General features: G+C 40.9%; 29 protein-coding genes. 5 read left to right on the top strand and 24 right to left on the bottom strand.

All coding sequences use genetic code 11. The annotated features are described in order from the left end of the window. Positions 1-12 precede the first annotated feature (12 nt). From IUZ65_RS20610 to IUZ65_RS20590, 5 genes are all read left to right on the top strand, one after another. Positions 13-807, top strand: a complete 795-nt coding sequence (locus tag IUZ65_RS20610; protein ID WP_195705894.1) for an HAD family hydrolase — start codon at positions 13-15, stop codon at positions 805-807. A gap of 59 nt (positions 808-866) precedes the next feature. After that, the gene (locus IUZ65_RS20605) at positions 867-2,138 is read left to right on the top strand and encodes a hypothetical protein (RefSeq protein ID WP_195705893.1); all 1,272 of its coding nucleotides are present in this window, start codon (positions 867-869) and stop codon (positions 2,136-2,138) included. A 207-nt stretch (positions 2,139-2,345) separates the two neighbouring features. After that, the gene (locus tag IUZ65_RS20600; protein ID WP_195705892.1) at positions 2,346-3,320 is read left to right on the top strand and encodes a helix-turn-helix domain-containing protein; all 975 of its coding nucleotides are present in this window, start codon (positions 2,346-2,348) and stop codon (positions 3,318-3,320) included. A 224-nt stretch (positions 3,321-3,544) separates the two neighbouring features. Further along, on the top strand, positions 3,545-5,497 hold the full coding sequence (locus IUZ65_RS20595; RefSeq protein WP_195705891.1) for an alkyl/aryl-sulfatase: 1,953 nt from the start codon (positions 3,545-3,547) through the stop codon (positions 5,495-5,497). Between the two features lie 10 nt (positions 5,498-5,507). After that, positions 5,508-5,966, top strand: a complete 459-nt coding sequence (locus IUZ65_RS20590; RefSeq protein WP_195705890.1) for a hypothetical protein — start codon at positions 5,508-5,510, stop codon at positions 5,964-5,966. 57 nt (positions 5,967-6,023) lie between these two features. On the opposite strand, the gene IUZ65_RS20585 is transcribed toward IUZ65_RS20590, so the two are convergent. The 24 genes from IUZ65_RS20585 to IUZ65_RS20470 form a co-directional block, all read right to left on the bottom strand. Beyond that, positions 6,024-6,410, bottom strand: a complete 387-nt coding sequence (locus IUZ65_RS20585; RefSeq protein ID WP_195705889.1) for a VOC family protein — start codon at positions 6,408-6,410, stop codon at positions 6,024-6,026. A 165-nt stretch (positions 6,411-6,575) separates the two neighbouring features. Further along, a complete protein-coding gene (locus IUZ65_RS20580; RefSeq protein WP_195705888.1) occupies positions 6,576-7,142 on the bottom strand; it encodes a hypothetical protein in 567 nt (188 codons plus the stop codon). A 111-nt stretch (positions 7,143-7,253) separates the two neighbouring features. Next, the gene (locus tag IUZ65_RS20575) at positions 7,254-7,712 is read right to left on the bottom strand and encodes a hypothetical protein (RefSeq protein ID WP_195705887.1); all 459 of its coding nucleotides are present in this window, start codon (positions 7,710-7,712) and stop codon (positions 7,254-7,256) included. A gap of 88 nt (positions 7,713-7,800) precedes the next feature. After that, the gene (locus IUZ65_RS20570; RefSeq protein WP_195705886.1) at positions 7,801-8,076 is read right to left on the bottom strand and encodes a nitrogenase-stabilizing/protective protein NifW; all 276 of its coding nucleotides are present in this window, start codon (positions 8,074-8,076) and stop codon (positions 7,801-7,803) included. Positions 8,077-8,176: 100 nt separating this feature from the next. After that, positions 8,177-8,698, bottom strand: coding sequence for a DUF3833 domain-containing protein (locus IUZ65_RS20565; RefSeq protein ID WP_195705885.1), 522 nt, complete (start codon positions 8,696-8,698; stop codon positions 8,177-8,179). Further along, the gene (locus tag IUZ65_RS20560) at positions 8,695-9,216 is read right to left on the bottom strand and encodes a chalcone isomerase family protein (RefSeq protein ID WP_195705884.1); all 522 of its coding nucleotides are present in this window, start codon (positions 9,214-9,216) and stop codon (positions 8,695-8,697) included. Before IUZ65_RS20560 ends, IUZ65_RS20565 begins: the two co-directional genes overlap by 4 nt. Positions 9,217-9,219: 3 nt before the next feature. Beyond that, positions 9,220-9,729 carry a DUF2878 domain-containing protein gene (locus tag IUZ65_RS20555; protein ID WP_195705883.1) on the bottom strand — a complete coding sequence of 170 codons (510 nt, stop codon included), beginning with the start codon at positions 9,727-9,729 and terminating at the stop codon, positions 9,220-9,222. Next, positions 9,707-10,987: an SAM-dependent methyltransferase gene (locus IUZ65_RS20550; RefSeq protein WP_195705882.1), complete on the bottom strand. Its 1,281-nt coding sequence runs from the start codon at positions 10,985-10,987 to the stop codon at positions 9,707-9,709. The genes IUZ65_RS20555 and IUZ65_RS20550 overlap by 23 nt, the downstream gene beginning before the upstream one ends. Before the next feature lie 54 nt (positions 10,988-11,041). Continuing rightward, on the bottom strand, positions 11,042-11,770 hold the full coding sequence (locus tag IUZ65_RS20545; protein WP_195705881.1) for a DUF1365 domain-containing protein: 729 nt from the start codon (positions 11,768-11,770) through the stop codon (positions 11,042-11,044). Beyond that, positions 11,767-13,026 carry an NAD(P)/FAD-dependent oxidoreductase gene (locus IUZ65_RS20540; protein ID WP_195705880.1) on the bottom strand — a complete coding sequence of 420 codons (1,260 nt, stop codon included), beginning with the start codon at positions 13,024-13,026 and terminating at the stop codon, positions 11,767-11,769. The genes IUZ65_RS20545 and IUZ65_RS20540 overlap by 4 nt, the downstream gene beginning before the upstream one ends. Positions 13,027-13,028: 2 nt before the next feature. Next, positions 13,029-13,745: an SDR family NAD(P)-dependent oxidoreductase gene (locus tag IUZ65_RS20535; protein ID WP_195705879.1), complete on the bottom strand. Its 717-nt coding sequence runs from the start codon at positions 13,743-13,745 to the stop codon at positions 13,029-13,031. Then, entirely contained in the window at positions 13,745-14,176 is a 432-nt protein-coding gene (locus IUZ65_RS20530; RefSeq protein ID WP_195705878.1) for a nuclear transport factor 2 family protein, read from the bottom strand. The genes IUZ65_RS20535 and IUZ65_RS20530 overlap by 1 nt, the downstream gene beginning before the upstream one ends. A 12-nt stretch (positions 14,177-14,188) precedes the next feature. Beyond that, the gene (gene phrB / locus IUZ65_RS20525) at positions 14,189-15,583 is read right to left on the bottom strand and encodes a deoxyribodipyrimidine photo-lyase (protein WP_195705877.1); all 1,395 of its coding nucleotides are present in this window, start codon (positions 15,581-15,583) and stop codon (positions 14,189-14,191) included. Continuing rightward, entirely contained in the window at positions 15,580-16,524 is a 945-nt protein-coding gene (locus IUZ65_RS20520; RefSeq protein ID WP_195705876.1) for a YbgA family protein, read from the bottom strand. Before IUZ65_RS20520 ends, phrB begins: the two co-directional genes overlap by 4 nt. Positions 16,525-16,559: 35 nt before the next feature. Continuing rightward, positions 16,560-17,273 (bottom strand): ChrR family anti-sigma-E factor, encoded by a 714-nt coding sequence (locus IUZ65_RS20515; RefSeq protein WP_195705875.1) that lies wholly within the window; start codon positions 17,271-17,273, stop codon positions 16,560-16,562. Then, positions 17,266-17,904 (bottom strand): sigma-70 family RNA polymerase sigma factor, encoded by a 639-nt coding sequence (locus tag IUZ65_RS20510; RefSeq protein ID WP_195705874.1) that lies wholly within the window; start codon positions 17,902-17,904, stop codon positions 17,266-17,268. The genes IUZ65_RS20515 and IUZ65_RS20510 overlap by 8 nt, the downstream gene beginning before the upstream one ends. Positions 17,905-17,962: 58 nt before the next feature. After that, entirely contained in the window at positions 17,963-18,619 is a 657-nt protein-coding gene (locus tag IUZ65_RS20505; RefSeq protein ID WP_195705873.1) for an LON peptidase substrate-binding domain-containing protein, read from the bottom strand. A 578-nt stretch (positions 18,620-19,197) separates the two neighbouring features. Continuing rightward, positions 19,198-19,407: a hypothetical protein gene (locus IUZ65_RS20500; RefSeq protein WP_195705872.1), complete on the bottom strand. Its 210-nt coding sequence runs from the start codon at positions 19,405-19,407 to the stop codon at positions 19,198-19,200. A gap of 360 nt (positions 19,408-19,767) precedes the next feature. Then, complete coding sequence (gene cspE / locus IUZ65_RS20495) at positions 19,768-19,980, bottom strand: transcription antiterminator/RNA stability regulator CspE (protein ID WP_195705871.1); 213 nt, start codon at positions 19,978-19,980, stop codon at positions 19,768-19,770. Between the two features lie 285 nt (positions 19,981-20,265). Next, the gene (locus IUZ65_RS20490; protein ID WP_195705870.1) at positions 20,266-20,997 is read right to left on the bottom strand and encodes a glucose 1-dehydrogenase; all 732 of its coding nucleotides are present in this window, start codon (positions 20,995-20,997) and stop codon (positions 20,266-20,268) included. A 197-nt stretch (positions 20,998-21,194) separates the two neighbouring features. Beyond that, positions 21,195-21,410, bottom strand: coding sequence for a hypothetical protein (locus IUZ65_RS20485; protein WP_195705869.1), 216 nt, complete (start codon positions 21,408-21,410; stop codon positions 21,195-21,197). Between the two features lie 279 nt (positions 21,411-21,689). Then, complete coding sequence (locus IUZ65_RS20480; protein ID WP_195705868.1) at positions 21,690-22,214, bottom strand: ankyrin repeat domain-containing protein; 525 nt, start codon at positions 22,212-22,214, stop codon at positions 21,690-21,692. An 88-nt stretch (positions 22,215-22,302) separates the two neighbouring features. After that, positions 22,303-23,763: a catalase gene (locus tag IUZ65_RS20475; protein ID WP_229638261.1), complete on the bottom strand. Its 1,461-nt coding sequence runs from the start codon at positions 23,761-23,763 to the stop codon at positions 22,303-22,305. A 160-nt stretch (positions 23,764-23,923) separates the two neighbouring features. Next, the gene (locus IUZ65_RS20470) at positions 23,924-24,796 is read right to left on the bottom strand and encodes a patatin-like phospholipase family protein (RefSeq protein WP_195705867.1); all 873 of its coding nucleotides are present in this window, start codon (positions 24,794-24,796) and stop codon (positions 23,924-23,926) included. Positions 24,797-25,045 lie beyond the last annotated feature (249 nt).

Raw genomic sequence — 25,045 nt, 5'->3', positions numbered from 1 at the left:
AAGGGATAAAATATGAAATCGGTAACGAATCAGCTAACCAAAGAATGGAAAACGGTAAGCTGGGTCCTAACAGACGTCGATGATACATTGACTTGGCAAGGCAAGCTTCCCCCAGAGACCTTAATTGCACTCAACAACTTACAGCAGGCGGGTATAAAAGTTGTTGCCGTAACAGGCGCTTGTGCTGGTTGGTGTGACCACATTGCTCAACTTTGGCCTGTAGACGCAGTACTGGGTGAAAACGGGGCATTTATATTAGAGAAAAAAGACAATTATCTTACTATCAAAGCCGATGTGAAGTTAGATGAGTTAAAACACCTGCAGGATAAATTAAAACATCAGGTGTTGGAAATTTTAAAGGATTATCCAGATCTCAATTTGACGCTTGATCAATCTTACCGTCTATGCGAAGTATCCATCGATATAGGGCAAAACTGTCCTAAAGTAAGCGACGTCATTATTGAGGAAGTCGTTTCCAAAATAACGGCATTGGGTGCTCATGCAACCGCCAGTTCTATCCACATTAACGCGTGGTATGGCGAGCATTCCAAAAAAGTGACCTCGTTACGTTTCCTCAACGAGAAGGGATTAACCGATGCAGATATCCTCTCTCACTGCTGTTATGTTGGCGACTCACTCAATGACCAACATATGTTTGCAACCCTACCCAACAGTGTCGGGGTTGCTAATCTTTCCCATTACTGGGACAAATTGATATCGCCTCCTCCTGTCATGATGACAAAACCAGGAGGCTATGGTTTCGCTGAATTTGCACAACAACTTTTGCAATTAAAAGGATTTACCTAGAACGACCAGTATTCACTATTCCAACCGACAAACACAACTCATACGGAGGTATCTATCGCGTGAAACTAGATCTTGAGATACTCGATACCTCGATGGAAATAAGAGCAACCGTCAATAAAAATAAAATATCCTCACTCGAAATGTTCATGTTTTTACCTGATGATATGGGAATAAGAGAACGAGACATCGGTGCTAACGTCTTGCTCGATCTTAAAGCATCTCGTTATCACTATTCAATTTCAAAAGCCAAATTCCCACTCCTTAAACAAAAGAGAGCAAACTCAGACAGCACGATAGATTTTCCAATTTTTCTGAAAACATTTAAGTTGAAACTGTCTAGGCTTACCCAAAAAGTTGACAAAACCAAAACCAATTTGGGTGAGTTTCTAGACGTATCCCAAACACTACTCAATGATCTACGAAATACACCCACAACCGATGATAATATTAAAGATTTTCGAAGTGCAGATGAGCTCTGTTCTTATTACGCAGAACAAATAACGCTCGCCTTTTGCCACGCTGGTAAAGGAAATAACGAAAACACGGCTATGTACGATGAACTGATTAAGTTCGCTTGCTCCGAACGAGAATACCGAAGAGACAACTATGGTTTAAAATCAAAAGAGGCTCAGTATATACGCAGAAAAGAAGATTATTTCTGCAAATCTATCAATATCACCCAACAAAATAGTACGCTAGGTGTATTGAGAGAACAGGCCGCATTTAGTCTCAGTGCATTTTTGTCTATGCTATTGACGACATTAGTCGTCTTTTATGTTCAATTGGGATATGGCACGGTCTCGTTTGCTCTACTGATGGCACTCTGTTTTAGTTATATATTTAAAGATCGGTTTAAAGAGCTATTTCGGATTTATATTGCAAAAAAACTAAGCAAAGGAAAGTTTAGTGGTAGAACCGTGTTATACGATAGCTACAATAAAATTGTGGGTCAATGCTACGAGTTAGCCGAATTTGTCATACCAGATGATGAGATAATATCTGTGCGCGGAAAAGGGAAATACACAAAAAAAGATGCCGACGAAGTCGTAATTTACTACAAAAAAAAGTACGAGATTAATGACAGCTTTGTGAATGGCTTCACCCAACTTAGAGACACAATGGATATAAATCTACATACCTTATTGGTGCTATTACCCGATACCACATTAAGGCATACCTCTTATGAAAATGGGAAATTGATTCGAAATAAATTTTCTATGCTGCACGATATTAACCTTGTATTTCGCCTCAATAACGACAAGATAGAACGGTATAGAATCAAAGTATCCCACTCAAATATTGCAAAATTAGAAGCCGTTAATTGGTCTTAGTCACATCAAAGTATCAATCATTCCACTGAACTTTCGCAAAGTCCTTTCTTATCAGCGCATGCGCTGACAAGAAAGGACCTTCGCAGAACCATACAAAATTGAAGCTTCAAATGTAAATGAATTGATCATATTTATATGCTACATTGCGGAGCATATAGTTTTTCAATACTTCCGTTTATTGACGTATTAATTCTGAATGCTTCCTTTATGATTATGAATGATAACCAACACACTCGCCAAGACGTTCGATTATTAGAAACCGCAGACATTGACCAGTTAGCGAACTTTCAAGCAAATAAAAATCGATCCTACATTCAGCTTCATGCTGGAGAGTTGAATGCTCAGTATGTTGAGTTCAATTTTGGTGATGTTCAGATATTTAGAGAACAACTCAATGTTGGGTCTAGAATTCAGGCCGCTCCTGCAAGTCGTTTTCTTCCTTTTGCTGTTATCAACTCCCATGACACAGACGGAACCTATTGTGGAAAAACCCGGCCGAAAAATTCGTTTATACAGGCGACAGGTGGTGTATGGGATATCAATTTTTCTAACCATATTGATTACATTTGCACCGCGTTCAATCGTGAAAGCTTAATCAAAAATATCCGTCAATTAACCGAAAAGGATATCCCTAAAAACTGGTTATCAAGTAAAGCGGCCGTTTCAGACCCGTTTGCACTCAAGCGATACACATTGGGTTCAAAAAAAATCATGCATATGGTCCGACACAATCCCCGCTTACTTAACTACCCGTCTGTTAGTCGCGTGCTCAATGAAGCGATATTGCAGCTTACACTAGATGTTTTAGCACCAACCAACCAAATTGAGGAAACACTCAGACCGCAACCCCAACGTATTAAGGGAGTACATAAGGTTATTGAGTACCTGAACTACCATGCCCATCAAATGCCCACATTATCTGAACTGTGTGTTGTGGCACAGCTCAGTGAGCGTAGCCTACAATACGGTTTCAAGGAGTATTTAGGCATGACGCCAAACCGCTACTTACGAATAGTTCGTCTCAACAAGGTCCATAGCGATCTTATTGGTGCTAGCGCGACTAAAAGTAAAGTTGTTGATTTTGCACTAAAATGGGGGTTCTTAGAATTAGGCCGCTTTGCTGGCGAGTATCAAACCTTCTTTAACGAACTACCATCAGAAACCCTTCGAAAACAGATTTAGTTCCCTGCTAAATTGTCCCGTAATTGCGAATGTGAGATATCTTGCGGAATCTGCATATCAATCACCCATGATGTTGCTAATGTGTTAATTAGTTGACAACAACGTCTAACTTTCTATTCTTACATATAAAAAACAAATAATTAGATAGTTGGATCTTTCACTTTCGACCAAGACGAAACTCTTAAATGTCACATTTACTAGCAACAAGAAAGAAGGACCTAGGTATGATAAAAAATGTCGTTACACTCATTGCAATAGCGGTTTCTGCTAATGCAATGGCGATTGATTCAAAGCCAGCAACTCAATCGACGATAGAGGCGAATAACAACGTTCTCAATGCTCTCCCCTTTGGCGACAAAAAGGACTTTGACGACGCTCAACGCGGTTTGATTACGACACAAGACGTTGTCACCATTAAGAATGAAAAGGGCGACGTTGTATGGGATTTAGAATCTTATAAAAAGTATATTTCATTAGATAAGGAATCCCCTGCCAGCGTCAACCCTAGCCTTTGGCGCAACGCGCAATTAAATATGATCAATGGGCTGTTTAAGGTTACCGACGGCATTTATCAAGTACGTGGTTACGACTTATCTAACGTTACCTTTATCGAAGGTAAAACGGGTTGGATCGTTTTTGATCCGCTTATATCTCAAGAAGTAGCAAAAGCTGCATTGGATTTCGTTAATCAAGAATTGGGTGAACGCCCAGTTAAGGCCGTTATCTACAGCCATAGTCATCTTGATCATTTTGGTGGCGTTCGTGGCTTAGTCGATGAAAAGGATGTTATTTCGGGCAAGGTCGAAATTATTGCTTCGCAAGGATTTACAGAACACGCCGTATCAGAAAACGTTATCGCCGGTAACGCCATGGGCCGTCGTGCTATTTATATGTACGGTGCATTACTGCCACGTAATGAATTTGGTGGCGTTAATGGTGGGCTTGGACAAACAACGTCCACGGGTGTCGCTACGTTAATTGGACCAACCGACTTTATTGAAAAAACAGGTGACGAGCGCACGGTAGATGGCGTTAAAATGGTATTCCAATATACGCCAGGAACCGAAGCCCCTACAGAAATGAACACTTGGTTTCCAGAGAAAAAAGCCCTTTGGATGGCAGAAAATACCACCAATACAATGCATAACATCTTAACACTTCGCGGTGCTCAAGTGAGAGATGCACTAAAATGGTCTAGTTACTTAAATGAAACCATTGAGTTATGGGGTAACGAAGTAGAGGTTAAGTTTCAAAGCCACCACTGGCCACTTTGGGGCCAGAAAGATATCAATAGTTATTTTAAGAAACAACGTGATATCTACAAATACACCCACGACCAGTCTGTTCGATTGATGAACCAAGGTTACACGGGTGAAGAAATTTCAGAAATCATCCAGCTCCCTAAGTCATTAGAAGACAACTGGGCCACACGTGGTTATTACGGCACATTGCGTCATAACAGCCGTGCAGTTTATCAACGCTATATGGGTTGGTATACGGGTAATCCTTCTGACTTGAACAACCTGCCGCCAACCAATGCCGCTATTAAGTACGTTGAATATATGGGTGGAGAGAAAGCCATACTAGACAAAGCTAGAGAAGATTTTGCCAAAGGTAATTATCGTTGGGTTGCGGAGGTTCTTAAACATGTGGTATTTGCTAACCCAAACACCAAAGGAAAAGAGCTATTGGCTGATACTTACGAGCAGTTAGGGTACCAATCAGAATCTGGTCCATGGCGCTCTGTGTACCTACAAGGTGCCTACGAACTGCGTAACGGCACACCAGAAACTGGCGGGTTAACAACCGCGTCACCGGATATTATCCGAAACATGCCTCCAGAGATGCTGTTCGACTATCTATCCGTTCGAATCCTTCCAGAAAAAGCCGAAGGCATGAACTTCTCAATAAATATCGATTTCACTGATTTAGATGAGCAATACACACTAAGCATTGAGAACTCCGTGTTGAACTACTCTAAAATACTCATTGACGATCCTAGTGTCAGCCTGAAAATTTCAAAGGCCGTTCTAGATGATGTTCAAATTGGTAGCATTACGCTTGAGAAAGCCATTGCCGACGGTGACCTTGTCATCGATGGTGACGCAAGCAAATTCAAAGACTTTATTGGTATGCTGGATCAATTCAAGTTCTGGTTCAATATTGTCACACCGTAAGGCCTCAGATATGAAAGTATTAACGCAAATACTATTGATACTTTCTGTTCTAGGAGCAAGCCCTAGTTGGGCTTGCTCTTACGATGGTCAGTTCATTAATCCATTTACTGAGAGCTACCCTGGATCTTTAGATGTGGTTATTGCGACACAAAAAGCGTTAGCAAATAATCAAATAGTTAAACCAAAAAATGTCGAAGGTGCACAGGGTTTACAACGCGCAGTTTGGTGGCTAAAGCTGTTTGTTAAAAATAATCAAGAAGTACTACCTGAAGAAGGGTATATCTATTTAGCGGATAGCCACTTATGGAGCAAGTTCACCAAAATGGGCAAGGTAGAAGTACATGCACTCGCCCCGCAAGACAATAATCGCGTCTTGGTGATTTCTGAGTATGCACTAAGTAACCTAATTTCGAAAAACATCTCTTATGAACAATCTCAGCAGCTAGGATTGGTTGAACTTAACTATTAAGCAATCGATCCAACACAAAACAGGCTCACTTAAAAATAAATGAGCCTGTTTACTATTCTATTGTCTTGCGAGGTTTGGTTCATGCATCACGTGCAATTTATTGCCATCTAAATCACGACAATACGCTCCAAAATAATCTGGTCGGTAGCGATACCCCGGAGCCCCTTCATCTGTACCGCCGAAAGCTAACGCGACACGATGGAACTCTTCTACCATTTCATTACTGGCCGCTTTAAAGGTGACTTGTATTCCATTCCCGCTCGTTGCGGCGTGTTTATTAAACGGTATCAATATCCAAAAGCAGCTTGGTTCGCCTTCTGGCCCGTAACCAATTTCATCTTCTTCTTCCATGGTACGTACCATATTGAGCGTCGCCAAAAGTTGGTCATAAAAAATACCCGCTTTAGTAAGGTCGTTGGAGCCAAGGGTGATACCTAATAACATGGAAGGCTTGTCCTGAAATATGTGTTGAATGTCAGTGTATCTGACCATGGTTTAGGCAAACAATCAATGATGAACCGTGAACTTGGGGAATAGGCTAAAAGCTTGCCCATATCAAAGCATGTATTCCTGCCCGAGCCACCCTTTACCGATACGAAAAACGACAATTTATGGCTGTAGTTCTAACCTTTTTAATTCACTTAATCTTTTCTCATAGACATTAATCAAAGATTCACTTAGCAGTACCTGAGACGTATCGCCTTTTCCTTTATACGCTTCCTTCGATTTGTTCCAGTACGCTAGCTGTTCTTTAAGTTCTTTCACACTCAATTCCGCAAAGGCTGCATCCGCGTCTAATGCCACTAAACGTTCTCGCTCCATTTCGTTCGCGATTTGCTCTTTAGTAGGAGCATACAATGCGCACTCTTCATCAATAAAACCGTTGCTACCAATCACACTGTTTCGTTCTGTGGACAAACAAAAACCGTTGCTATCGAACTTCGTACATTCCCACAAGTAACCATTGTAGGGCAGATATTTTGCCTCTCTATTTCTATTCTGATCAAACTGACAAGCACATGGGATACACCAATCATTATCTATTTCACCGAATTTGTCTTTTATAAACATCTGTTGCACCCCCCGATAACGTACTTTTTCAGAGGCGTTTGAGGTACTAGGCAATAAAACGCTAACAAAAAGAAAGCCACATAGCAGCCATTTATGAATGAACATAATTAACCTTTATTTTTATACGGGTATAAGAGAACTCTACACCTTTAGTAAAATAAAATGAAGACCCTCGTTAGGGTGCTGTCAGCTTAACGACATTGTGTCGCGTTTTCTCTATTGATTACCTACTTTCACAGTTGCATCTTCACTGCGATAGTCGATTTTTTTTATTGTCACGACAAAATCACTGGTAAAGGAGCTAGCTGAGACAGCAATATCTATCCAAACGCTATCCCAAATTACCCTTATCTCAGTGCCGTCATTGTTTTCTTGAAAAACCAACCCCTCACCATCTATAGTCGAATAGGTAACACCACTGATAGACTCAATGTTCACCTGAAAATGATCGCCTAAAAAGCCCAATAATCGGTAGTGTGTCTGATGCTCTCCACCCACCATACCAGACAAGACAAGATCGCTCGTCGACTCATCAAGATGAATATAGAAATAATCTCGGCTGACTTCCTCTACATGACGTAGCAAATAGTCGTGATCACTTTGGGCATAAGTATGAGAAGTTAGACAGGCAGAAAAAAGCAGTAGAACAATGGAAAACTTATGGTTTATTTTCATGGCGATGCTTTTCTTTAAAGGGTTGGATAAGCAAGCTTAGTTCGCTGATGGCTTACCTTATTTGATTAGGCGCATTATTTTGCCATGTTTAGCGGCGCAGACAGGAAGTACATCCTCGACATGCAGAACGAGAACTCGGGTCTAATCGGCCTCGCTGCACCTTACAGTAAGCGTTTCTTAGTACGCGACGTGCTGCAAACCAGTCCTCTGGTTTTTCTAGGAGCAAATAGCCATTAAAGCGCTTAATCACTTGCGTACCATATTCCTCTATAAATCGCCGATCAAAGTCGATCTCAAAATAGGTTAACGCTTGCTCTATCGAGGTAAAACTCGAGATGGTTTGTTGAATATCGGTCAGCTTCATAATAAATTTTCATTCTAACATGGTCGCTAGAGTGTCCACACATTTTAACGCAATCATTCAAATAGTTGCCAAGATAAACAAACGCATCATTGTCGATCCGTTATAACTTTTCAATATAAAGGATCACTTCGCCGACATGAAAGCCCCATTTAGACATATCCGTCTTATTGAACAATCGCTTTTCATCAATCATAAACATCCAATCGTCTAAAGTAACTTCATAGATCGTGCCATCCACAGGTATCTCTAATTCGTATTCCCAGTAGAGAGCCGACCCTTCCGTTTTGCCATTCGCAATACCGACCACATCACCTGCTGTACCTTGATATTGATTATCTCCAAGTTTTTTCAGTTGCCAAATACGCGTCGACTTCTCACCATCATCAAACTCAAACCACTCCTTTATTTCCCCTTCATCTCCCTGCCATGACGCGAGAAGTTTAACGTTGAAACGGCGCAATAGGTTTCCCGAACGATCTAACACCATGCCATAGGCTTTAAGCTCTCCATCAAAAAATTGTTCTAACTTCAGCTCTGGAGTGGTGTTTTTGTGTTCCTCTAAACTGGCACTGCCGCATGCAGTAAGTAACAGTACGAGAGAAAAAATGGTCAATATCTTCATTGATTAAGCCCCAATAATTGTTGACGTAGTTTCGGCTCTGACGTGTTTTCCGATAACCATATTGAAAGAAATGCATCCCCAAAATCTTGACTATCTATCGCACCTATCGGTGCGTCATTAAAGAAGAACTGGCTCTGGCCATTTTTTCGCACGCGAATAGTAATGGTGTTGCCTGGTTCCACATCTGGCCAAATTCGTTCAAGTGGCGCGGCCCATTTGTCTATGTTGTTCTGTCGATAACCTAAGTGTTGCCATTGGTCGATAGTCGCATCGATAAGTGCCCGCTTACTTATTGATTTAAAGTATTCAATCTTAAGCGCTTTTTCATTTTCATCTTTTGCTAGAATCACTATCATCGCATTGTCTTTTTCCTGTTCTACACCCCGGTAAAACTCGGCTTGATAAATTGTCCAGAACAGGTAGGTCATTTCACCTTCACCTACTTTATTTAAATGGCTAATAGGAGAGGCCGATACGCTCGCCGTCAGCAGTAGCAATACTAGAGTCCATATTTTCATACATCACCTCAAAACATGTGCCTTGGCAGGTTGATTTACATAGCGTTTAAGAATGATAAACACAGGTAAAAGAAGCGCCCAAACCAGTATTAACGAAAGAACGACACTGCTCGTTGGCAACAAAGAAACCAAAACCCCCGCCTTTATGCCTCCCCAGTAACTACTCGCACCGCCAATTGCACCTACCAGCATAAGCGTTGGAACCGAACGGTTATCTAGCCAACGTAGACTATGATTCAAGCTAATAATGAACATGACCCATAGCAACAATAACCAGATCGGGAAAAAGCTATCACCCGCATCAAATACACCGAGTTCTAACTGAATTTTGTCGGCAATCAACCCGATAGGAACCAACATTAGCAATCTAAGATCTTTGATTCGCGTTGGTGACAATGCAAAATGAAGGATAAGTAATAATGGCATTATCTGATTAGCGTATTCGGTAAAAAATGCCGCACATAGCCAACTGGCTTGAAATAGAAAAAGGTTAATAATCCAAAACAATTTCATCACTTTTCCCTCTGAAACGTGGCTTTCTAGCAACCACGTGGTGTGTACTTATGACCCTTTGCAAAAAAGCGCCTTCGCAATAGCATAAATAGAACAACCATAAACGTTTGAACTCTTCACTGTAGCCAAGATCGATTAACTGATCCCATTGTTGTTCAAAAGCTAAACGCCAGTCAGCCAATGTACGTGCATAGTGAAGGCCAATATCATGCATTTCATGCACCACCAAATCGGTATTTTTAGCCATCTGTTCGGTCATGACCGCGACAGAGGGTAAGCATCCACCTGGGAAGATATATTTTTGGATAAAGTCGACGCTTTTACGGTAGCTATCGTAGCGACTGTCAGCAATAGTGATGGACTGAACCAGCATTTTACCATCGGATTTAAGCAGGCCTGAACACTTGCTGAAGAACGTCGAAAGATACTCGTGCCCTACCGCCTCTAGCATCTCAATTGAAACAAGCTTGTCATACTGTCCCGTGAGTTTGCGATAATCACTTTTCAACAAAGTAATCTTGTCATCAAGACCAAGCTGCTGAATTTTATCTGCGGTATATTGATGCTGAGCATCAGAAATAGTGGTAGTGGTAACATGACAATCGTAGTGTTGAGCCATGTATATCGCCAACCCTCCCCAACCCGTGCCAATTTCTATCACGCTATCGCCCGATTGTAGGTCCAGCCTTTCACAGATGGTCTGCATTTTAAGTTGCTGGGCTTGTTCCAATGTGGAGGCCTGTGCATTATAAATTGCGCAGGAATATTGCATTGCAGGATCTAAAAAGCGCGTATAAAGCTCGTTACCGAGATCGTAATGAGCCAGGATATTGCGTTTTGAACCTTGCTCAGTGTTGGCATTCTTACGGCTAAGTAAGCGATTTTTTAATCGACTAAACCACTGAACCTTATTCTCGATCTGGTCTAGCTGTGATTGATTTCTCGCCAAAACCTGAATAACGTTGGTTAACTCTGGGCTCGTCCATTTACCGTCAATGTAGGCTTCCGCTCCACCAATACTGCCATTGAGTACGACGTCTTTATAAAAACTCGGGTCATGCACCACAATTTTCCCACTTAATGTGGCAGAACGCTCACCAAAAATAAGATGTTCGTCGCCCTCAATAATTTCCACACTTGCCTCATTAAGTTTACTTAGTAGAGCAAAAATCAAGCGTCGATACTTCCCCATAGCGTCATTGCGGATAGTGGCATTCTGGTAGGTTAAAGATTGATCCTGTTTTGCTATTTGTTGCATGTAAACCTCACTTGCGAGTCTAAATATTTCCAATATTCACTGAAAAACGATTCATTAACTATTTGGGTGCACGACAAAAGGAACTCGTTTCAGAAACAGCTTTAGTGCCTGCCAATAAATACCGCTTACAATCTTCAGGCTCATCATCGGAATCGCGCTGATTGTCTTCCATAGCTGCTTTGCACTAAATTCACGTTTAGTTAACGCTAGGGTGGCATCAAACACTTTCCCTTGCTTGTGGCTTTCTATGTGAACCAAGGTGTTCTTTTCTGGTGGTGATATCTTCCAGTGATAATTCATGTCCATCTCCATAAATGGTGAGACATGAAAGGCCTTTTTTACCTTCATGTCTCCGGTCATATCCACCAAATAGTAGTGTCTTTGTTTCCATGGAGTGTTGCTCACTTCTGCTAACATATATTGGCATTCGCCCGTTTCTAAATAGCAAAAGTAGCAGTTAATTGGGCTGAAATAGATCCCCATGCATCGGCCTTGAGCCAGTAGGGTAACTCTATTGTTCTCAGGCCAATCCCCTCCTAATTGTGTTACTTTCTGACTTATACGTTGCTTCAACGTGCCAGGTTCATTTTTTACATAATCTTTTTCATAGAATCGAATTGGGTTATACCAATGTTGACCAAATACTAGGCTACGGCGTGACAGTTCGGCTAACTCATCTAGGTCGACAGCCAGCATGTAAAGTTGATAACTGAATTCATGCGCTACCTCACCAAATCGACGATGACGAACATGTCCCCAATAGATACCACTGTGATCATTCATAACGAAAGTCCAAACCGTTCAGTTACATCAATCGCGCTGCGTACACCATCTTCATGAAAACCGCTGTACCAATACGCCCCAACAAAATGACAGCCATTTTTACCGCATATTAAGTGACGTTTTTTTTGTGACTTGACACTTGATTCGTCCAGTATCGGATGGTGATAAATAAAACGACGTATCACCTTGCTTGGCTGTATTGCCTCCGTTTGATTCAGAGTGACACAGAACGTGTCGTTGCTTTGAATACCCTGCAATATATTCATATTATAGGTAACACATGAAGGCCGCGATAAATCACCGTCGAGCATATAGTTCCAACTCGCCCATGCCAGTTTTCTATCGGGTAGCAATCGAGTATCGGTATGCAGTACCACTTCATTTCGGCTATAAGGAATACCAGAAAGAACCTCGATTTCTTGTTCAGTGGGGTCAGCGATAAGGTTTAGAGCTTGGTCTGAATGGCAGGCAAAAATAACATCGTCAAAACTCAGTACTTCGCCGTTTTCCATAGTGATAATCACGCCACCGCTATGTCGTGTAACGTGCTTTATCATTGCTTTTGTCACAATGGCTTTACTGAGTTTCTCTTGGATGCAGTTAACATAAACTCTTGAGCCACCGGGAACAACATACCATTGCGGTCGATCAACAATATTGAGTAGCCCGTGATGAAAGAAAAACTGGATGAAAAATTTAAGTTCGAATTTTTCCATCTCTTCCAAACTAGTGGACCAAATCGCCGCTCCCATTGGAAGAATGTAATGCTGACAAAAAAAATCTGAAAATTGATGCCGTTGTAAGAAGTCACCTAGAGTGGATTTTTCATTAATATTGTTTTCTCGAAATGCCTTTTTACAAAGCTTATTAAACGTAATAATCTCTGAAATTAGACGCCAGAACTTCGGCTTGAACACATTACTTCGTTGCGCAAAAAGCGCATTGATACCGTGCCCATTATATTCGAACTTAGTCTGGCGGTTGTGCACACTAAAGCTCATTTCCGTGGCTTGTCTTTTAATGCCTAGCTGTGATAGTAACTGGTTGAATTTTGGGTAAGTTCTATCGTTAAATACGATAAAGCCAGTATCAATGGCATACTCTTTACCTTGGTGAACAATATCAACGGTTGCTGTATGACCACCTACATAATCATTCTTCTCAAAAACGGTAACATCATGTTGATTGTCTAATAGATAAGCGCAAGTTAATCCTGAAATACCTGAGCCAATAATAGCGATCTTTTTATTTGTCATTGCTAACCCATCCTTGTAGCGAGTCTATTCCAAAGTGACGAGGGTAATACGCGAAGGCATTTCATAATAAATATAAATAGTGTTGGGAAACTGATATCTGGTTTTCCTTTGGCTATGCCTTCCATGATTTTTTCTGCTGCAACTTGGCTAGAGATAATCATCGGCATTTCAAAGCTATTTTTATCAGTCAGTGGTGTTTCCACAAAACCAGGATGAACCACGGTGACATTAATATTGTGTTTTTTAAGATCTATCGCTAGCGTCTTGCCTAGATAACTCAACGCCGCTTTTGACGCGCCATATGCTTCAGCTCGAGGCAACGGCAATAATCCGGCACTAGAACTTACCAAGACTAAACGACCACCCGGCTTAAGGTGTTTAAGCCACGCTTGAAGACCATAACCAATCGATATCAAATTAATGTTAATTACCCTCTCAAACTTCTTGGCGTCGAAGTTGAGTGCATCATCAATATATTCGCAGTCACCTGCATTAAAAATGAGCATATCAAGCGGCTCAAAATCATCGTCCATTGTCGGGTAGCTTTCATAATCCGTCAGATCAAAGCAGAGCGGTGTAATGAATGGGCGATCAACTGTTAGCTGCTGCAATTTCATGTGGTTTCTGCCACAAGCCATCACTTCGGCCCCTTTCCTGGCATAGCTTAGGACTAATTCTTTCCCTATACCGGATGTGGCACCTGTAATTAAAATACGCATTATTGCCCCGCTCTCTGCTTTATGGTTTTGACGAATGCACCAATAAAGGGGACATGCTCATATATCATCGCCCCCGCATCTAGGTAGTCGCGGTGGAATATCACTAGGTTGTCTTGCGCTTTAAGATGGGAATGGCCAATAACAGAGATAGGCTTTTTACCATTCAAGCTTTTGTGACGAAATGTCATATTCCAATAAACAGCCGCTTCATTGTCCGATTCAAACATATGCTGAATGACAAAATCACACTGAATAATATTTGTGTAACTACTCTGGAAACTGTCTATAAGATCTTTTACACCGTCGACTCGATGAAGCGGATCAATAAATGTAACCGCAGGATGATAAATGGATTGCAAGGTGATTAGATTATCTGTACCTAACTCGCTGTAAACATCAACAAATTTTTGTAACCACAATGAGCGTTGCATATAAGATCATCCTTAATATTGTTTGAAAAAATCTAACGCCCTCTGTCTTGCATCTTTGTGATCGACGATGGGCTTGCAGTACTGCGTTGTGTTGCCATTCAATTGCAAATATTGATGTGGAAAATGGATATGTTTATTGGGCACATCATACAGTTCTGGAACATATCTACGGATGAAGTCGCCATTAGGATCAAATCTTTCACTTTGAGTGATCGGATTAAATATTCTGAAGTATGGTTGAGCATCGCAACCCGTGCTTGCGGCCCACTGCCAACCGCCATTATTGGCACTTAAATCCCCATCAATAAGGTGTGACATGAAGAACGCCTCCCCGAGTCGCCAATCTATTAACAGGTGTTTAGTTAAGAAACTTGCTACCACCATCCTCAATCGGTTGTGCATCCAACCGGTTTGGACTAACTGCTTCATTGCGGCATCAACTAACGGATAACCCGTTCGACCATCACACCATGCTTGAAAGTGCATTGGGTTACCTTGCCAATTCATGTCTCGGTATTTGAGCTGAAAGCTCTGTCCTTTTGCTAGTTCAGGGAAGTGAAACAACAAATGTTTGTAGAAATCTCGCCAAATTAGTTCATTAAACCATGCAAAACCGGGCATGGCAGAGTCATGTACTATCTCCGGTTGCTTCTGCACTAATTGCAGCGCAAGCCATCGTGGGCTAATCGCTCCAATAGCAAGATAGGGAGACAGACCAGACGTTGCCTTAACCGCTGGAAAATCTCGCTTTTTAGCGTAAGAATCAAGCTTGTTTTTAAGAAACGTTGGCACGACCATCTGCATGACCTCATCACTGAGCGGCCAACGTGATGAGTCCGCATCGAGATAATCAAATTCAATCGACGTCAAAGAATTATAAATGGAGGTGTTGGCGTTCTTTACAGGGGGGATGGCACATTCAACACCGGTAAATTGTAAGCGCTGTAACCATGCTTTTTTAAATGGTGTAAATACTTTATACATCTCATCTTGTTTGTTAAGCACGCTGCCTACCGGCAAGATAGTATCGCAGTTAGAGAGAACAAGGTTTATACCCGTTTTTTGAAAAAGTGTATCTCGGTTGAGCTCATTGATCTCTGGCTCTCGATTAGCGCAGACAGTGTCGATAGTATTCTGATAGCAATATTCTTTTAATACCTGCACCTGAGAGTGATAATCCGAGGCTTCCAAATGATGCAGTTTCACACCATGCTCTGCCAATTGTTTCGCAACCAATAGTAAATGTCTTCGGATGAAATCAGCTTGAATGGGCGCAAGGTTGTGTTGTTGCCACTGCTTTGGTGTAGATATATAGACCGCATTTGAAGCCCCCATTTTAAGGGCTTTGCATAAAGCTGGGTTATCGTGAATGCGAAGATCTCGCCTCAACCAAAGCAGTGTACTCAATAGCCATACCTCAACTTTAACGCCTTAGGATGTGGATTTAAGTAGGTTTGTTCGGATAGATAGTCGTTGGGGAATTCGAGTAAATAGTGATTAATCAAGGTTAAAGGAACCAATAATGGCAAGAGGCCTTCTCGATAAGCATCAATTTGATCATTCAACTCTTTGCGTTTTTCTTTGGTTAGCTGCTTCTTAAAATAACCCTGTAAATGATGCAGAGTATTGGTGTGGCTGCGTCGAGTGGCCTTGATGGTTAATGCCTCCATCAACATTGATATATATTCATCCGCCACCTCATTAATCGGTTGCTGTGGATCAGCAAGCAGTCTACCTAGGCATTTATAGCTTTCGATATGATGACTCATGACCAGATACTTGTGGGCACTATGGAATGTAATAAGCTTATGTAAGGTAAAACCACTGGCTTTTAAATCGAGCCATTTTTGATAGGTGAAGATACGAGTAATAAAATTTTCGCGAATGATAGGATCATTCAAGCGACCATTCTCTTCACAAGGTAATAATGGGTTATGTTGCATTATCTGCTTCGAAAACATACCAACGCCCGTCATCTTGGAACCTTTGCCGTCATGCTGATATATCTTGACCCTTTCCATGCCACAGCTTGGGCTTTTAGCACAGAAAATAAAACCGGCCAGGTCGTCATTCTGTTTCGCCTGAGATTGACCAAACTGGGTAAGCGCTTCCGTTACGTCTCCTGAGCCATCGGGACGAGAGACGGTTATCACATCCCCGTTAGAAATCTGCCTTATGGTTGGTCGTGGGATTGGTAATCCTACCGCGACCTCTGGACAAACGGGCTTGAAATCAGCAAATTCACTCAGTTCTTCCATGCAAAAATGCGAACGTTTATGGCTTTTATCATATCGAACTTGCTGCCCTACAACGCACGCACTGATGCCTATTTGTAGTTTTTTATCCATATTAGAAGTCCCGCCTCATGTTTATTATCACTCACTTAATAAATCAATTTTCCTAATGGGTTAATAAGCTTACTAACCCCTTGAGTAAATCGAAGTGCGTCACTCGAAACCGTTAAGCAAACACAGCCTTCTTTTGTCATTGGATTGTGAGTATGCTTACCGTCTAACCAGATAAAATCGCCTGCTTTATAGCTGCCCATTTCATCCTCAAAACTGCCTTCAAGCAGTAAGGTTATTTCATACCCTTTATGCGTATGCTGAGGAACGTTGCCGCCTTTAGCGATATGCAATAGACTCATACGTCGTTCATCATCATCAAGCTTTAACCTCGCACGCGAGATCTTTCCTATCCCTTGCCACTCTTTTAGCGAGATGGATCTGATTGCTCTTGGCAAGGTTACACGTGTGTTCGATACTTCTATTTCCGTCACTGTAACGGGTAAAATTGGTGCCTGTTCCACTGGCTGAGCCGTAATCGTTTCAAGCATCTCTAGCGAAACCGTCTCTTCTTGCTGCGTAACAATATCGATGCCAAGTTCATCAAAGCTGAAATCAAACTCTTCAATACTCAACGTCTCCTCGTTAACATCAAATGCGTCCATTGCGGCCTTCTCTGTAAATTGACTGACGAGAGACTGGCATTCGCTGCACATTTCTACATGGCTTGCGACAACAACAGAAACCGATACTGGCAGGTCGCCTGCTACAAATTCTTTTAATACAGCTTCGCTTGGGTGATAGTTAATCATTGTCTTGCTCTCCCATTTGCTGTCTAATTTTTTCCAATGCTAATCTCAACCGTGATTTTATGGTTCCGATTGGAACACCCAACTGCTGCGATAACTGTTCTTGTGAAAGTTCTTGATAGTAAACGCCCTGTACCACAACTCTTTGAGCGACAGGCAGGCTGCCCACTAATTTCTCAAGTTGCTTTGCCATCAGGTGGTCACCAAACGGGTTTGACAGGTTATCGTTTTTGCTTAACGCTTGCTCTAGCGGCCAGATATCATCACCAAGATTTTGCTCTGCTTTGCTTTTAACCTTTCTGAGTTGATCAAATGATGCATTACGCATAACGGTGTAAATCCATGTCGTTGCTGCACCTTTACTCGCGTCATAAAGGTGCGCCTTTTTCCAAACATTCGTCATTGTGTCTTGCACTAATTCATTAGCTTGGCTCTCGTTGCCGTGTTGTTTAATGCCAAAACGTTGAATTTTAGGTGAAAAAAAACGAAACAGCTTTGTAAATGCTGCCTTGTCTTGGTTTTCTGCCACCAACGATAACCAGTCAGATAATTCTGGGTGCGCCGACGTCATGTTAGGCTGAGTAATGGGAATTCCTCTCGCTATCGGTTCGATTTTTACCTCAATCTGCTGCATCTGAACAACACCCCTTTAAAATAGATACTAACCATTACGTTGGGGCGGATAAAAAGGATCAATCTTTATTTAATTCTTTTTCGCATAAGATACTGAGGAGCGTTGTAAGCTGTGTATAGTCAAGTTGTTGCACAAACCTCTCTTTTTCAGTCAAGGACAGAGGAATAATTTCTAACAAACGTGCACATACCCATTCAGGATAGTCAAAGAATTGTGTTTGGTATAGGTCACTGAGTTCATAATGTGCACTAAATACTCCTTTTAAAACAGAAGATAACTTGAACTGAACCTGCTCAATGGGACCATTGTCAGAGGAATCATAGCTTGTTGAATCAACGCCTTTATTCGAAGACCAATGCGGCAGAGAAAAAGTCTGCGCGATCAACAACCCGCCTTTCTGTTCGTCGAAATGGGATAAACTAACCATACCATCGGCAAGTACATCGACCGTTAATATGCCATCTTCACCTTGATCAAAATCGACGATTTGAACATGAACCCCCCACTCGGGCACTAAAAAAGCACTCTCTTTTTGGTAGAGAGCGACAACAAAACCATCTGTCTGTTCGGCGTTAGCAATCATGGAGACATATTTAGATTCAAAAATGCGCAGCCTTTGCATACCACCTGGGAGTATAAATATCGGAAGTGGAAATACAGGGTACTGAATAGATTCACTTCTATTTTGATTACGTTCTTGTTTGGAGTTATTCACAACGACTCTCTTGTTTTGTTTGATATTATCATTACGTAAGAGAGGTGTTGAACGATCACATTTAGAGTAGATTACTGATCTATACCAATTCCACTAAAAATACTTATCTGGAAAATTAACCGATCATCAGCAAGGTTGTCATAAAGTCGATGTCAATGGGATAGGAGTCCTATTGCTAAGCATACAAGGATGTCTTGAGTCGTCGAGAGAATGACATTCATGTTAACCATAAACTTACTTAGCTTGGCATAACTGGTCTGATAAAATATGTTCCTAGAATCGAATTCATTTAGATCACATAGCTAATGTAACGGGTATTATTGAGAGTGTGATTGATATTATTGAATATAGGAGCCAAACGGTATGAATAGAACAAATAGATATATAACTGAAGCGTGTTTCCAACAGAAAGAGAGGTTCATTATTCCTCCAAAATATCAAATATTGTTGTTATAAAAGAGGATGTTAGAACACTACGATTTACAGAGTGGAGAACCATATTCAAGGTAATTAAGTTAGATCCAGTTGACAGGTTTACTATTTTTTACAATAACCGAAATTCAGAATGGACTGAGCTATTAAAAAGAAATTGAAAAATTACCAATGAGTTGATTGTTACTATTGGTGATGTCACCTTCGCAGGTTTTTTCGCAATACGAAAGCTCAATATCAATACTATCGACATTCCCATTCAATCGAATATGTCGTAATAATATATCACTGTTCAATTGATGGATGGGTGCATCCCAAGAGATTTCGTCTTTTAACATAGTAAAGCTCACTATCATTTAATTACCTCTAATTTTATTTGGTTGTTTAATTATTTAGTTATTTTATTATTTTGATTTCGGCTATTTTGAAACCAAAATCGCTTACGACCGATTGAACGAGACATAAGTATCCTTATTTTTATAATAAGCATGTTAAAGCCAAAATAGAGCAATTCTAAATATGGATTTATACTGCAAATTTTTAATGTTAATGATTTTATTTATTAGAATATAACGAAGTGAATAAGAAACGTAACGACATATGGAAAAGCAGATGTTTGAAATGTTTATATTTTCGAATATATGGTATAAATTGGTTAATATTAGTGGTTTAGATGACGCAAATAGTAATGATACTATCTGCGTCGTCTTACGAAATTATAGCGCTGTAACGTTAGCCGCTTGAGGACCTTTTTGGCCCTGCTCTACTTCGAAAGATACTTTTTGGCCTTCAGTAAGCGTTTTAAAGCCTTCTGATGCAATTGAACGGAAGTGAACGAATACGTCAGCGCCGCCATTGTCTTGAGTAATGAAACCAAAACCTTTATCTTCGTTAAACCATTTTACTATACCAGTTGTTTTATTAGACATGTTGTGTCCCTTAATATTTTTAGATTAATAAGTTATCGCAATAGTGCGATGCGCTGATAGCTGAATTATTAAATGTGACGATGAAGCGTAAGGGAAAAACTGAGGATAACAACAATAACGAAGAAATTCTGAGGCTTTACTTTTACTTATGTTTCATTAATAACTCTGATCAACAGAGCGAGATGGATAATACCTGAGTATCAAATAATGTAAAGGTTTATTTTGATTTATTTTCCCCTGAACTTGTTATTCGTTTTTCATCAAAAAGACACTCAATTTAACAGGTTACTTTCCACCCGCAATATCGATAAAAGTTCCTGTCACATAGGAGGCCTCATTTGATAACAACCATACAATCGCTTGAGCCACTTCTTCTGGCGTTCCACCTCGTTGAAGAGGGATCTGAGCCGCTAATCGCTCAACCCGATTTGGTTCTCCACCATCGGCATGCATATCTGTATGGATAAAGCCGGGCCTGACGCTATTCACACGAATACCCTTTGGCGCGAGTTCAAGTGACAATCCTTTGGTAAGAGAATCCATTGCCCCTTTAGAGGCCGCATAATCTACGTATTCAAACGGTGCACCTATTCTTGATGCTGCAGACGAGACATTCACTATTGCACCATGCGTATCAATCTGATTGATAAACGCTTTACAACATAAAAAACAACTCGTCACGTTGGAACCCATCACTTTTTCAAAACGATCTAATTCAATATCACTCAGCTGAGACTGAACGAACAAAACACCCGCGTTATTCACTAGGTGTGTCACCGTTCCGTATTGTTGGCGAACGGACGAAAACAAACGCTTTACGTCGGATTCAACAGACACATCGGCTTGGTACGCAAATGCCTCACCACCATTTTTTTGAATCAAAGCGACCAAACTTTCTGCTTGAGCTAGATTCTTCAGATAATTTACGCAAACCTTATACCCTTTGGCTGCCAACATTTTAGAAGTAGCAGCTCCAATTCCGCGTCCTCCACCTGTAACAATAACAACCTTATTCAAGCGACTCTCCTTGCATTTTCTTATGTGAATGCCTAATTACTGTGTTTATCTGTTTCTACTCTCAGTGAGTAGTACGCTTAATTTTTTCATTTCTGGTTTGGAAAGCATCTGACCAAATGTAAGTATTCAAGGGAGAGTATCAACAACTTGTTGGTAAGAAAAGGACAATCAGTTGCTATAATTGCCCTTCAGCGATTTTATTTTTCTTCAGAAGAATAACTTGAATATGAGCAGTAATAGCAACCATTTGACTGTGGGTATATTTCTTTGGCTGCATTCAGTGCTGTACTGCATGCGGTATGGTAGCCAAGTGGGTCACAATTTTGCACCCCAGGACCGTGAGTGCATGTTGCTGTGTGAATCTCATGATCGCCATTATTTTGCGCTTTCTTATCAACATAAAACAAACTCATAATTACCTCTGAAATTTCGTGTTCAACCGGTTATTTGAGACACCACACTACTCCTATAAAATTATAGGAGATAGGCAAGAATACGAATAGTTAGATGGGCATCACTTACATTGGCTGGTCTTTCACACAATTAATTTGTGGGATCACAGTCATTCATCAATATTTTATGTTGAGGTGATTATATTCGTTAGAACACTTCAGAAAAAAGCTCTATATCTTCCCATCCATCCGACGATATTACGTATCATAAATAATTCAGATGAGTTTATATTGCATGCGCTAAGAATACCTATTTGTCCTATTTTTAGATTGTATCCTCGGCTTAAGCATCAGAAAGCTAAGTCCTATAAACCTTATAAAATTTTTAATTTTTGATGCAGAAACTAAAGTAGGAAGTGTATTGTCAAGGTATTGCACTACCTCTGTTCGTCCAAACATTAACGCCCAGTCTCGCACATTCATGTTGGTCTTATTTCTATTCGTTGTTATTGCTCCAAATTGTAATAGAAGCTTTATAATCTCTACATTACCTTTGAAAGCTGAAGCCATCAGCACTGTATTCTTCATGAAATCCATCGAGTTTACATCTGCGCCACTTCTCAAGAGCGCTTCACAGAAATCTCTCTCACCATTATAAACAGCAAGCATAAGTGGAGAGTAGCCTCTGTTATTTTTAGCATCTAGGTCTATTTCAGTATGTTGAGATAAAATATTTACAAGCCCTCTAAAGTCACCAACTCTTGCAAAATCAAAGATATCCGACTCACTGCGATAGGTTGTCTTATAATCGTTCCAGTTTCTCATACAATACCCCTTTCAGCATTCACTGATTAAGTCAGTGATAATTAAATGCAGGCCAATAGCTAAGGCCTGCATTTAAAACCGACTTTTCTTATTGTTTACTATCTTCTAATGTGATTCCTAACGCTTTAGCGACACCTTCACCATAAGCAGGGTCGGCTTTGGAACAGTTGGTGATATGACGGTGCTGGACTTCAATCGATGCCCCACCAACACTGCGAGCCGTGTTCTCAAAGAGCGCCTTCTGTTGACCTGATGTCATTAGGTTGAACAGGTTTCTAGGCTGCGTGAAGTAATCACTATCATCTTCACGGAAGTCCCAGCTATGTGCATCACCATTAAGTTGCATTGACGGTTCTTTGGTATCCGGTTGCTCTTGCCATAAACCTAAACTGTTTGGTTCATATGCTTTGGTACTTCCATAGTTTCCATCTACACGCATTGCTCCATCTCTGTGGTAAGCATTCACGGGGCAACGGGCTTGATTGACCGGAATATGCGCATGGTTGACACCTAAGCGATAACGCTGTGCGTCCCCATACGAAAATAATCGTCCTTGCAACATCTTGTCAGGAGAAAAGCCAATTCCAGGCACAATATTGGCAGGATTAAATGCGGCTTGCTCTACCTCGGCAAAGTAGTTGTCTGGATTTCGATTAAGCTCCATGACACCAACATCAATCAGTGGGTAATCCTCATGTGGCCAGACTTTACTGAGATCAAACGGATGAAAGCGGTAATCTCCAGCCTCGTTCTCGGGCATAATTTGAATTTTCAAATTCCAACGAGGAAATTCACCACTTTCAATTGACTCATACAGATCTTGTTGATGACTTTCACGGTTCTTACCAATCAATTCCTCCGCCTCATGATCGGTTAAGTTCTCGATACCTTGTTGCGTTTGTAGGTGAAATTTTACCCAAAACCTTTCATTTTCAGAGTTGATAAAACTAAAGGTATGGCTTCCAAATCCATGCATATGACGGTAAGTACGAGGAATACCGCGCTCGCTCATTAAAACAGTAATTTGGTGAAGCGCCTCAGGAAGCAATGTCCAGAAATCCCAGTTCGTATTGGCACTGCGCATATTTGTACGGGGGTCTCGTTTAACAGCATGATTTAGATCTGGAAACTTTAAAGGATCACGAAGGAAGAATACGGGCGTGTTGTTGCCAACTAGGTCCCAATTCCCTTCTTCTGTGTAGAACTTCATTGCAAATCCGCGAATATCACGTTCCGCATCCGCCGCACCACGCTCACCAGCGACGGTAGAGAATCGGACAAAAAGATCGGTCTTCTTGCCGACTTCGGAAAATAGCTTGGCTTTAGTATATTTAGAAATGTCATGCGTTACAGTGAAGGTGCCATAAGCGCCAGACCCTTTGGCGTGCATGCGTCTTTCTGGAATAACTTCTCTATCGAAATGAGCCAGCTTTTCAAGAAACCATACGTCTTGCAGAAGCATTGGTCCGCGAGGACCGGCGGTTTGTACATTTTGGTTATCTGCAACAGGGCAGCCATTGGCTGTGGTCAGTTTTTTTTGTTTCATCATTTTATTTCCATTTTTTGTAGGGCATTTTTGTGACTGTTACTACCTGAGGTGAACAGAACAGAAAGATGCCGAAGTTTAGAATCCGTTTAGACCTCAGACTAAAACAACAACTTTTCAACCCGACCTTTAATCGACTATTAATTATTTAATAATCAAATAGTTAAATACAAAAGTGACAATTCTCTTCGTTCAAACCATAAGTGCCACTTCTAATGGATAGATGCTCTTTTCCGGCGGTTATCCCCATCTGGTAGCCGTCATACAAAGTGGCTTTATTCATTATTAACCTCTTTACAGCAAAGCTTTCTGGTGGCGCTATCACTCGAATAATCACGTCTTGGGGTGGGTTTCTTATGAACTCTAGAGATTGATTATAATTATTGGCTCTTACTATCATAGATTTCACAATATTCGGGTGTTTAGACAACAGCCTTTTTATTAACCATGGGTATTTATTGGGTTGCATTTGATAACTAAGGGGATGGGATAAGATCACCGTGATATCACGGGCGCCACGTCGATATGCTTCTTTTACTGGAATGGAGTCAGCGACACCTCCATCGATATAACAGCCACCTGAGAAACACGGTGTTTCACGATAAGCCACAGGAAGTGCGGTTGTCGCTTCAATAATGTTAGACAGTGAGTCAGGTTTTATCTGATGGTAGTCCGCACGACCCGTATCAATATTTGTGATCGCGGCATACATAGGAATATTTGAAAATAGCACTTCTGAATCGAGAGGGTAACGTTGGTTCGATTCATTCCAAAGCCATTTCACATCAACAAGATGCCCACCTTTAGTAAAACGTATTGGGTTAAAAAAACCTTTGTCTACTGCCAATGTGGTAATGATATTAAAACTGCGTTGAGGTGCATTGGCAAGGTAGCCGACTAAATTAGAAGCACCAGCAGAAACACCAATAGCAAAATCGTAAGGTAGGAACGCTTTCTCCATAAATGCGTCTAACACCCCACTGGCGAATATACCTCTCATCGCCCCACCTTCAACAATTAGCGCACTTGTTGCCATATTTATTACCCTATCCAAATCCACTCAATAACAACAGAATATATAGATTGATTAGATAAGTTAAATCGATTAAAACTATAATTTTGATAGCTAAAAACTATTTATTGGCATTTAAAAGAGGAATTTTATTACGAAGGTTTGGTTGGATATACATTGGAAAAACCAATGTATATCTAGGTCTCAGGAATGTAAATAGTCACTCCGATAGGCGTCCTTGACACATATAGGCGCTAGAGGCAGTATCAGCAA

It is taken from the genome of Vibrio sp. VB16 (genome assembly GCF_015594925.2).
GTDB lineage: Bacteria > Pseudomonadota > Gammaproteobacteria > Enterobacterales > Vibrionaceae > Vibrio.
Note: the sequence above shows the minus strand (reverse complement) of the source record. Positions and strands in the feature narration are given on the sequence as shown.

Coding starts and splice junctions, on each gene's coding strand:
- IUZ65_RS20610 (WP_195705894.1), top strand. CDS start 13: ATGAAATCGGTAACGAATCAGCTAACCAAAGAATGGAAAACGGTAAGC.
- IUZ65_RS20600 (WP_195705892.1), top strand. CDS start 2,346: ATGATTATGAATGATAACCAACACACTCGCCAAGACGTTCGATTATTA.
- IUZ65_RS20595 (WP_195705891.1), top strand. CDS start 3,545: ATGATAAAAAATGTCGTTACACTCATTGCAATAGCGGTTTCTGCTAAT.
- IUZ65_RS20590 (WP_195705890.1), top strand. CDS start 5,508: ATGAAAGTATTAACGCAAATACTATTGATACTTTCTGTTCTAGGAGCA.
- IUZ65_RS20585 (WP_195705889.1), bottom strand. CDS start 6,410: ATGTTATTAGGTATCACCCTTGGCTCCAACGACCTTACTAAAGCGGGT.
- IUZ65_RS20580 (WP_195705888.1), bottom strand. CDS start 7,142: ATGTTCATTCATAAATGGCTGCTATGTGGCTTTCTTTTTGTTAGCGTT.
- IUZ65_RS20575 (WP_195705887.1), bottom strand. CDS start 7,712: ATGAAAATAAACCATAAGTTTTCCATTGTTCTACTGCTTTTTTCTGCC.
- IUZ65_RS20570 (WP_195705886.1), bottom strand. CDS start 8,076: ATGAAGCTGACCGATATTCAACAAACCATCTCGAGTTTTACCTCGATA.
- IUZ65_RS20565 (WP_195705885.1), bottom strand. CDS start 8,698: ATGAAGATATTGACCATTTTTTCTCTCGTACTGTTACTTACTGCATGC.
- IUZ65_RS20560 (WP_195705884.1), bottom strand. CDS start 9,216: ATGAAAATATGGACTCTAGTATTGCTACTGCTGACGGCGAGCGTATCG.
- IUZ65_RS20555 (WP_195705883.1), bottom strand. CDS start 9,729: ATGAAATTGTTTTGGATTATTAACCTTTTTCTATTTCAAGCCAGTTGG.
- IUZ65_RS20550 (WP_195705882.1), bottom strand. CDS start 10,987: ATGCAACAAATAGCAAAACAGGATCAATCTTTAACCTACCAGAATGCC.
- IUZ65_RS20545 (WP_195705881.1), bottom strand. CDS start 11,770: ATGAATGATCACAGTGGTATCTATTGGGGACATGTTCGTCATCGTCGA.
- IUZ65_RS20540 (WP_195705880.1), bottom strand. CDS start 13,026: ATGACAAATAAAAAGATCGCTATTATTGGCTCAGGTATTTCAGGATTA.
- IUZ65_RS20535 (WP_195705879.1), bottom strand. CDS start 13,745: ATGCGTATTTTAATTACAGGTGCCACATCCGGTATAGGGAAAGAATTA.
- IUZ65_RS20530 (WP_195705878.1), bottom strand. CDS start 14,176: ATGCAACGCTCATTGTGGTTACAAAAATTTGTTGATGTTTACAGCGAG.
- IUZ65_RS20520 (WP_195705876.1), bottom strand. CDS start 16,524: ATGGATAAAAAACTACAAATAGGCATCAGTGCGTGCGTTGTAGGGCAG.
- IUZ65_RS20515 (WP_195705875.1), bottom strand. CDS start 17,273: ATGATTAACTATCACCCAAGCGAAGCTGTATTAAAAGAATTTGTAGCA.
- IUZ65_RS20510 (WP_195705874.1), bottom strand. CDS start 17,904: ATGCAGCAGATTGAGGTAAAAATCGAACCGATAGCGAGAGGAATTCCC.
- IUZ65_RS20500 (WP_195705872.1), bottom strand. CDS start 19,407: ATGATAGTGAGCTTTACTATGTTAAAAGACGAAATCTCTTGGGATGCA.
- cspE (WP_195705871.1), bottom strand. CDS start 19,980: ATGTCTAATAAAACAACTGGTATAGTAAAATGGTTTAACGAAGATAAA.
- IUZ65_RS20485 (WP_195705869.1), bottom strand. CDS start 21,410: ATGAGTTTGTTTTATGTTGATAAGAAAGCGCAAAATAATGGCGATCAT.
- IUZ65_RS20480 (WP_195705868.1), bottom strand. CDS start 22,214: ATGAGAAACTGGAACGATTATAAGACAACCTATCGCAGTGAGTCGGAT.
- IUZ65_RS20475 (WP_229638261.1), bottom strand. CDS start 23,763: ATGATGAAACAAAAAAAACTGACCACAGCCAATGGCTGCCCTGTTGCA.
- IUZ65_RS20470 (WP_195705867.1), bottom strand. CDS start 24,796: ATGGCAACAAGTGCGCTAATTGTTGAAGGTGGGGCGATGAGAGGTATA.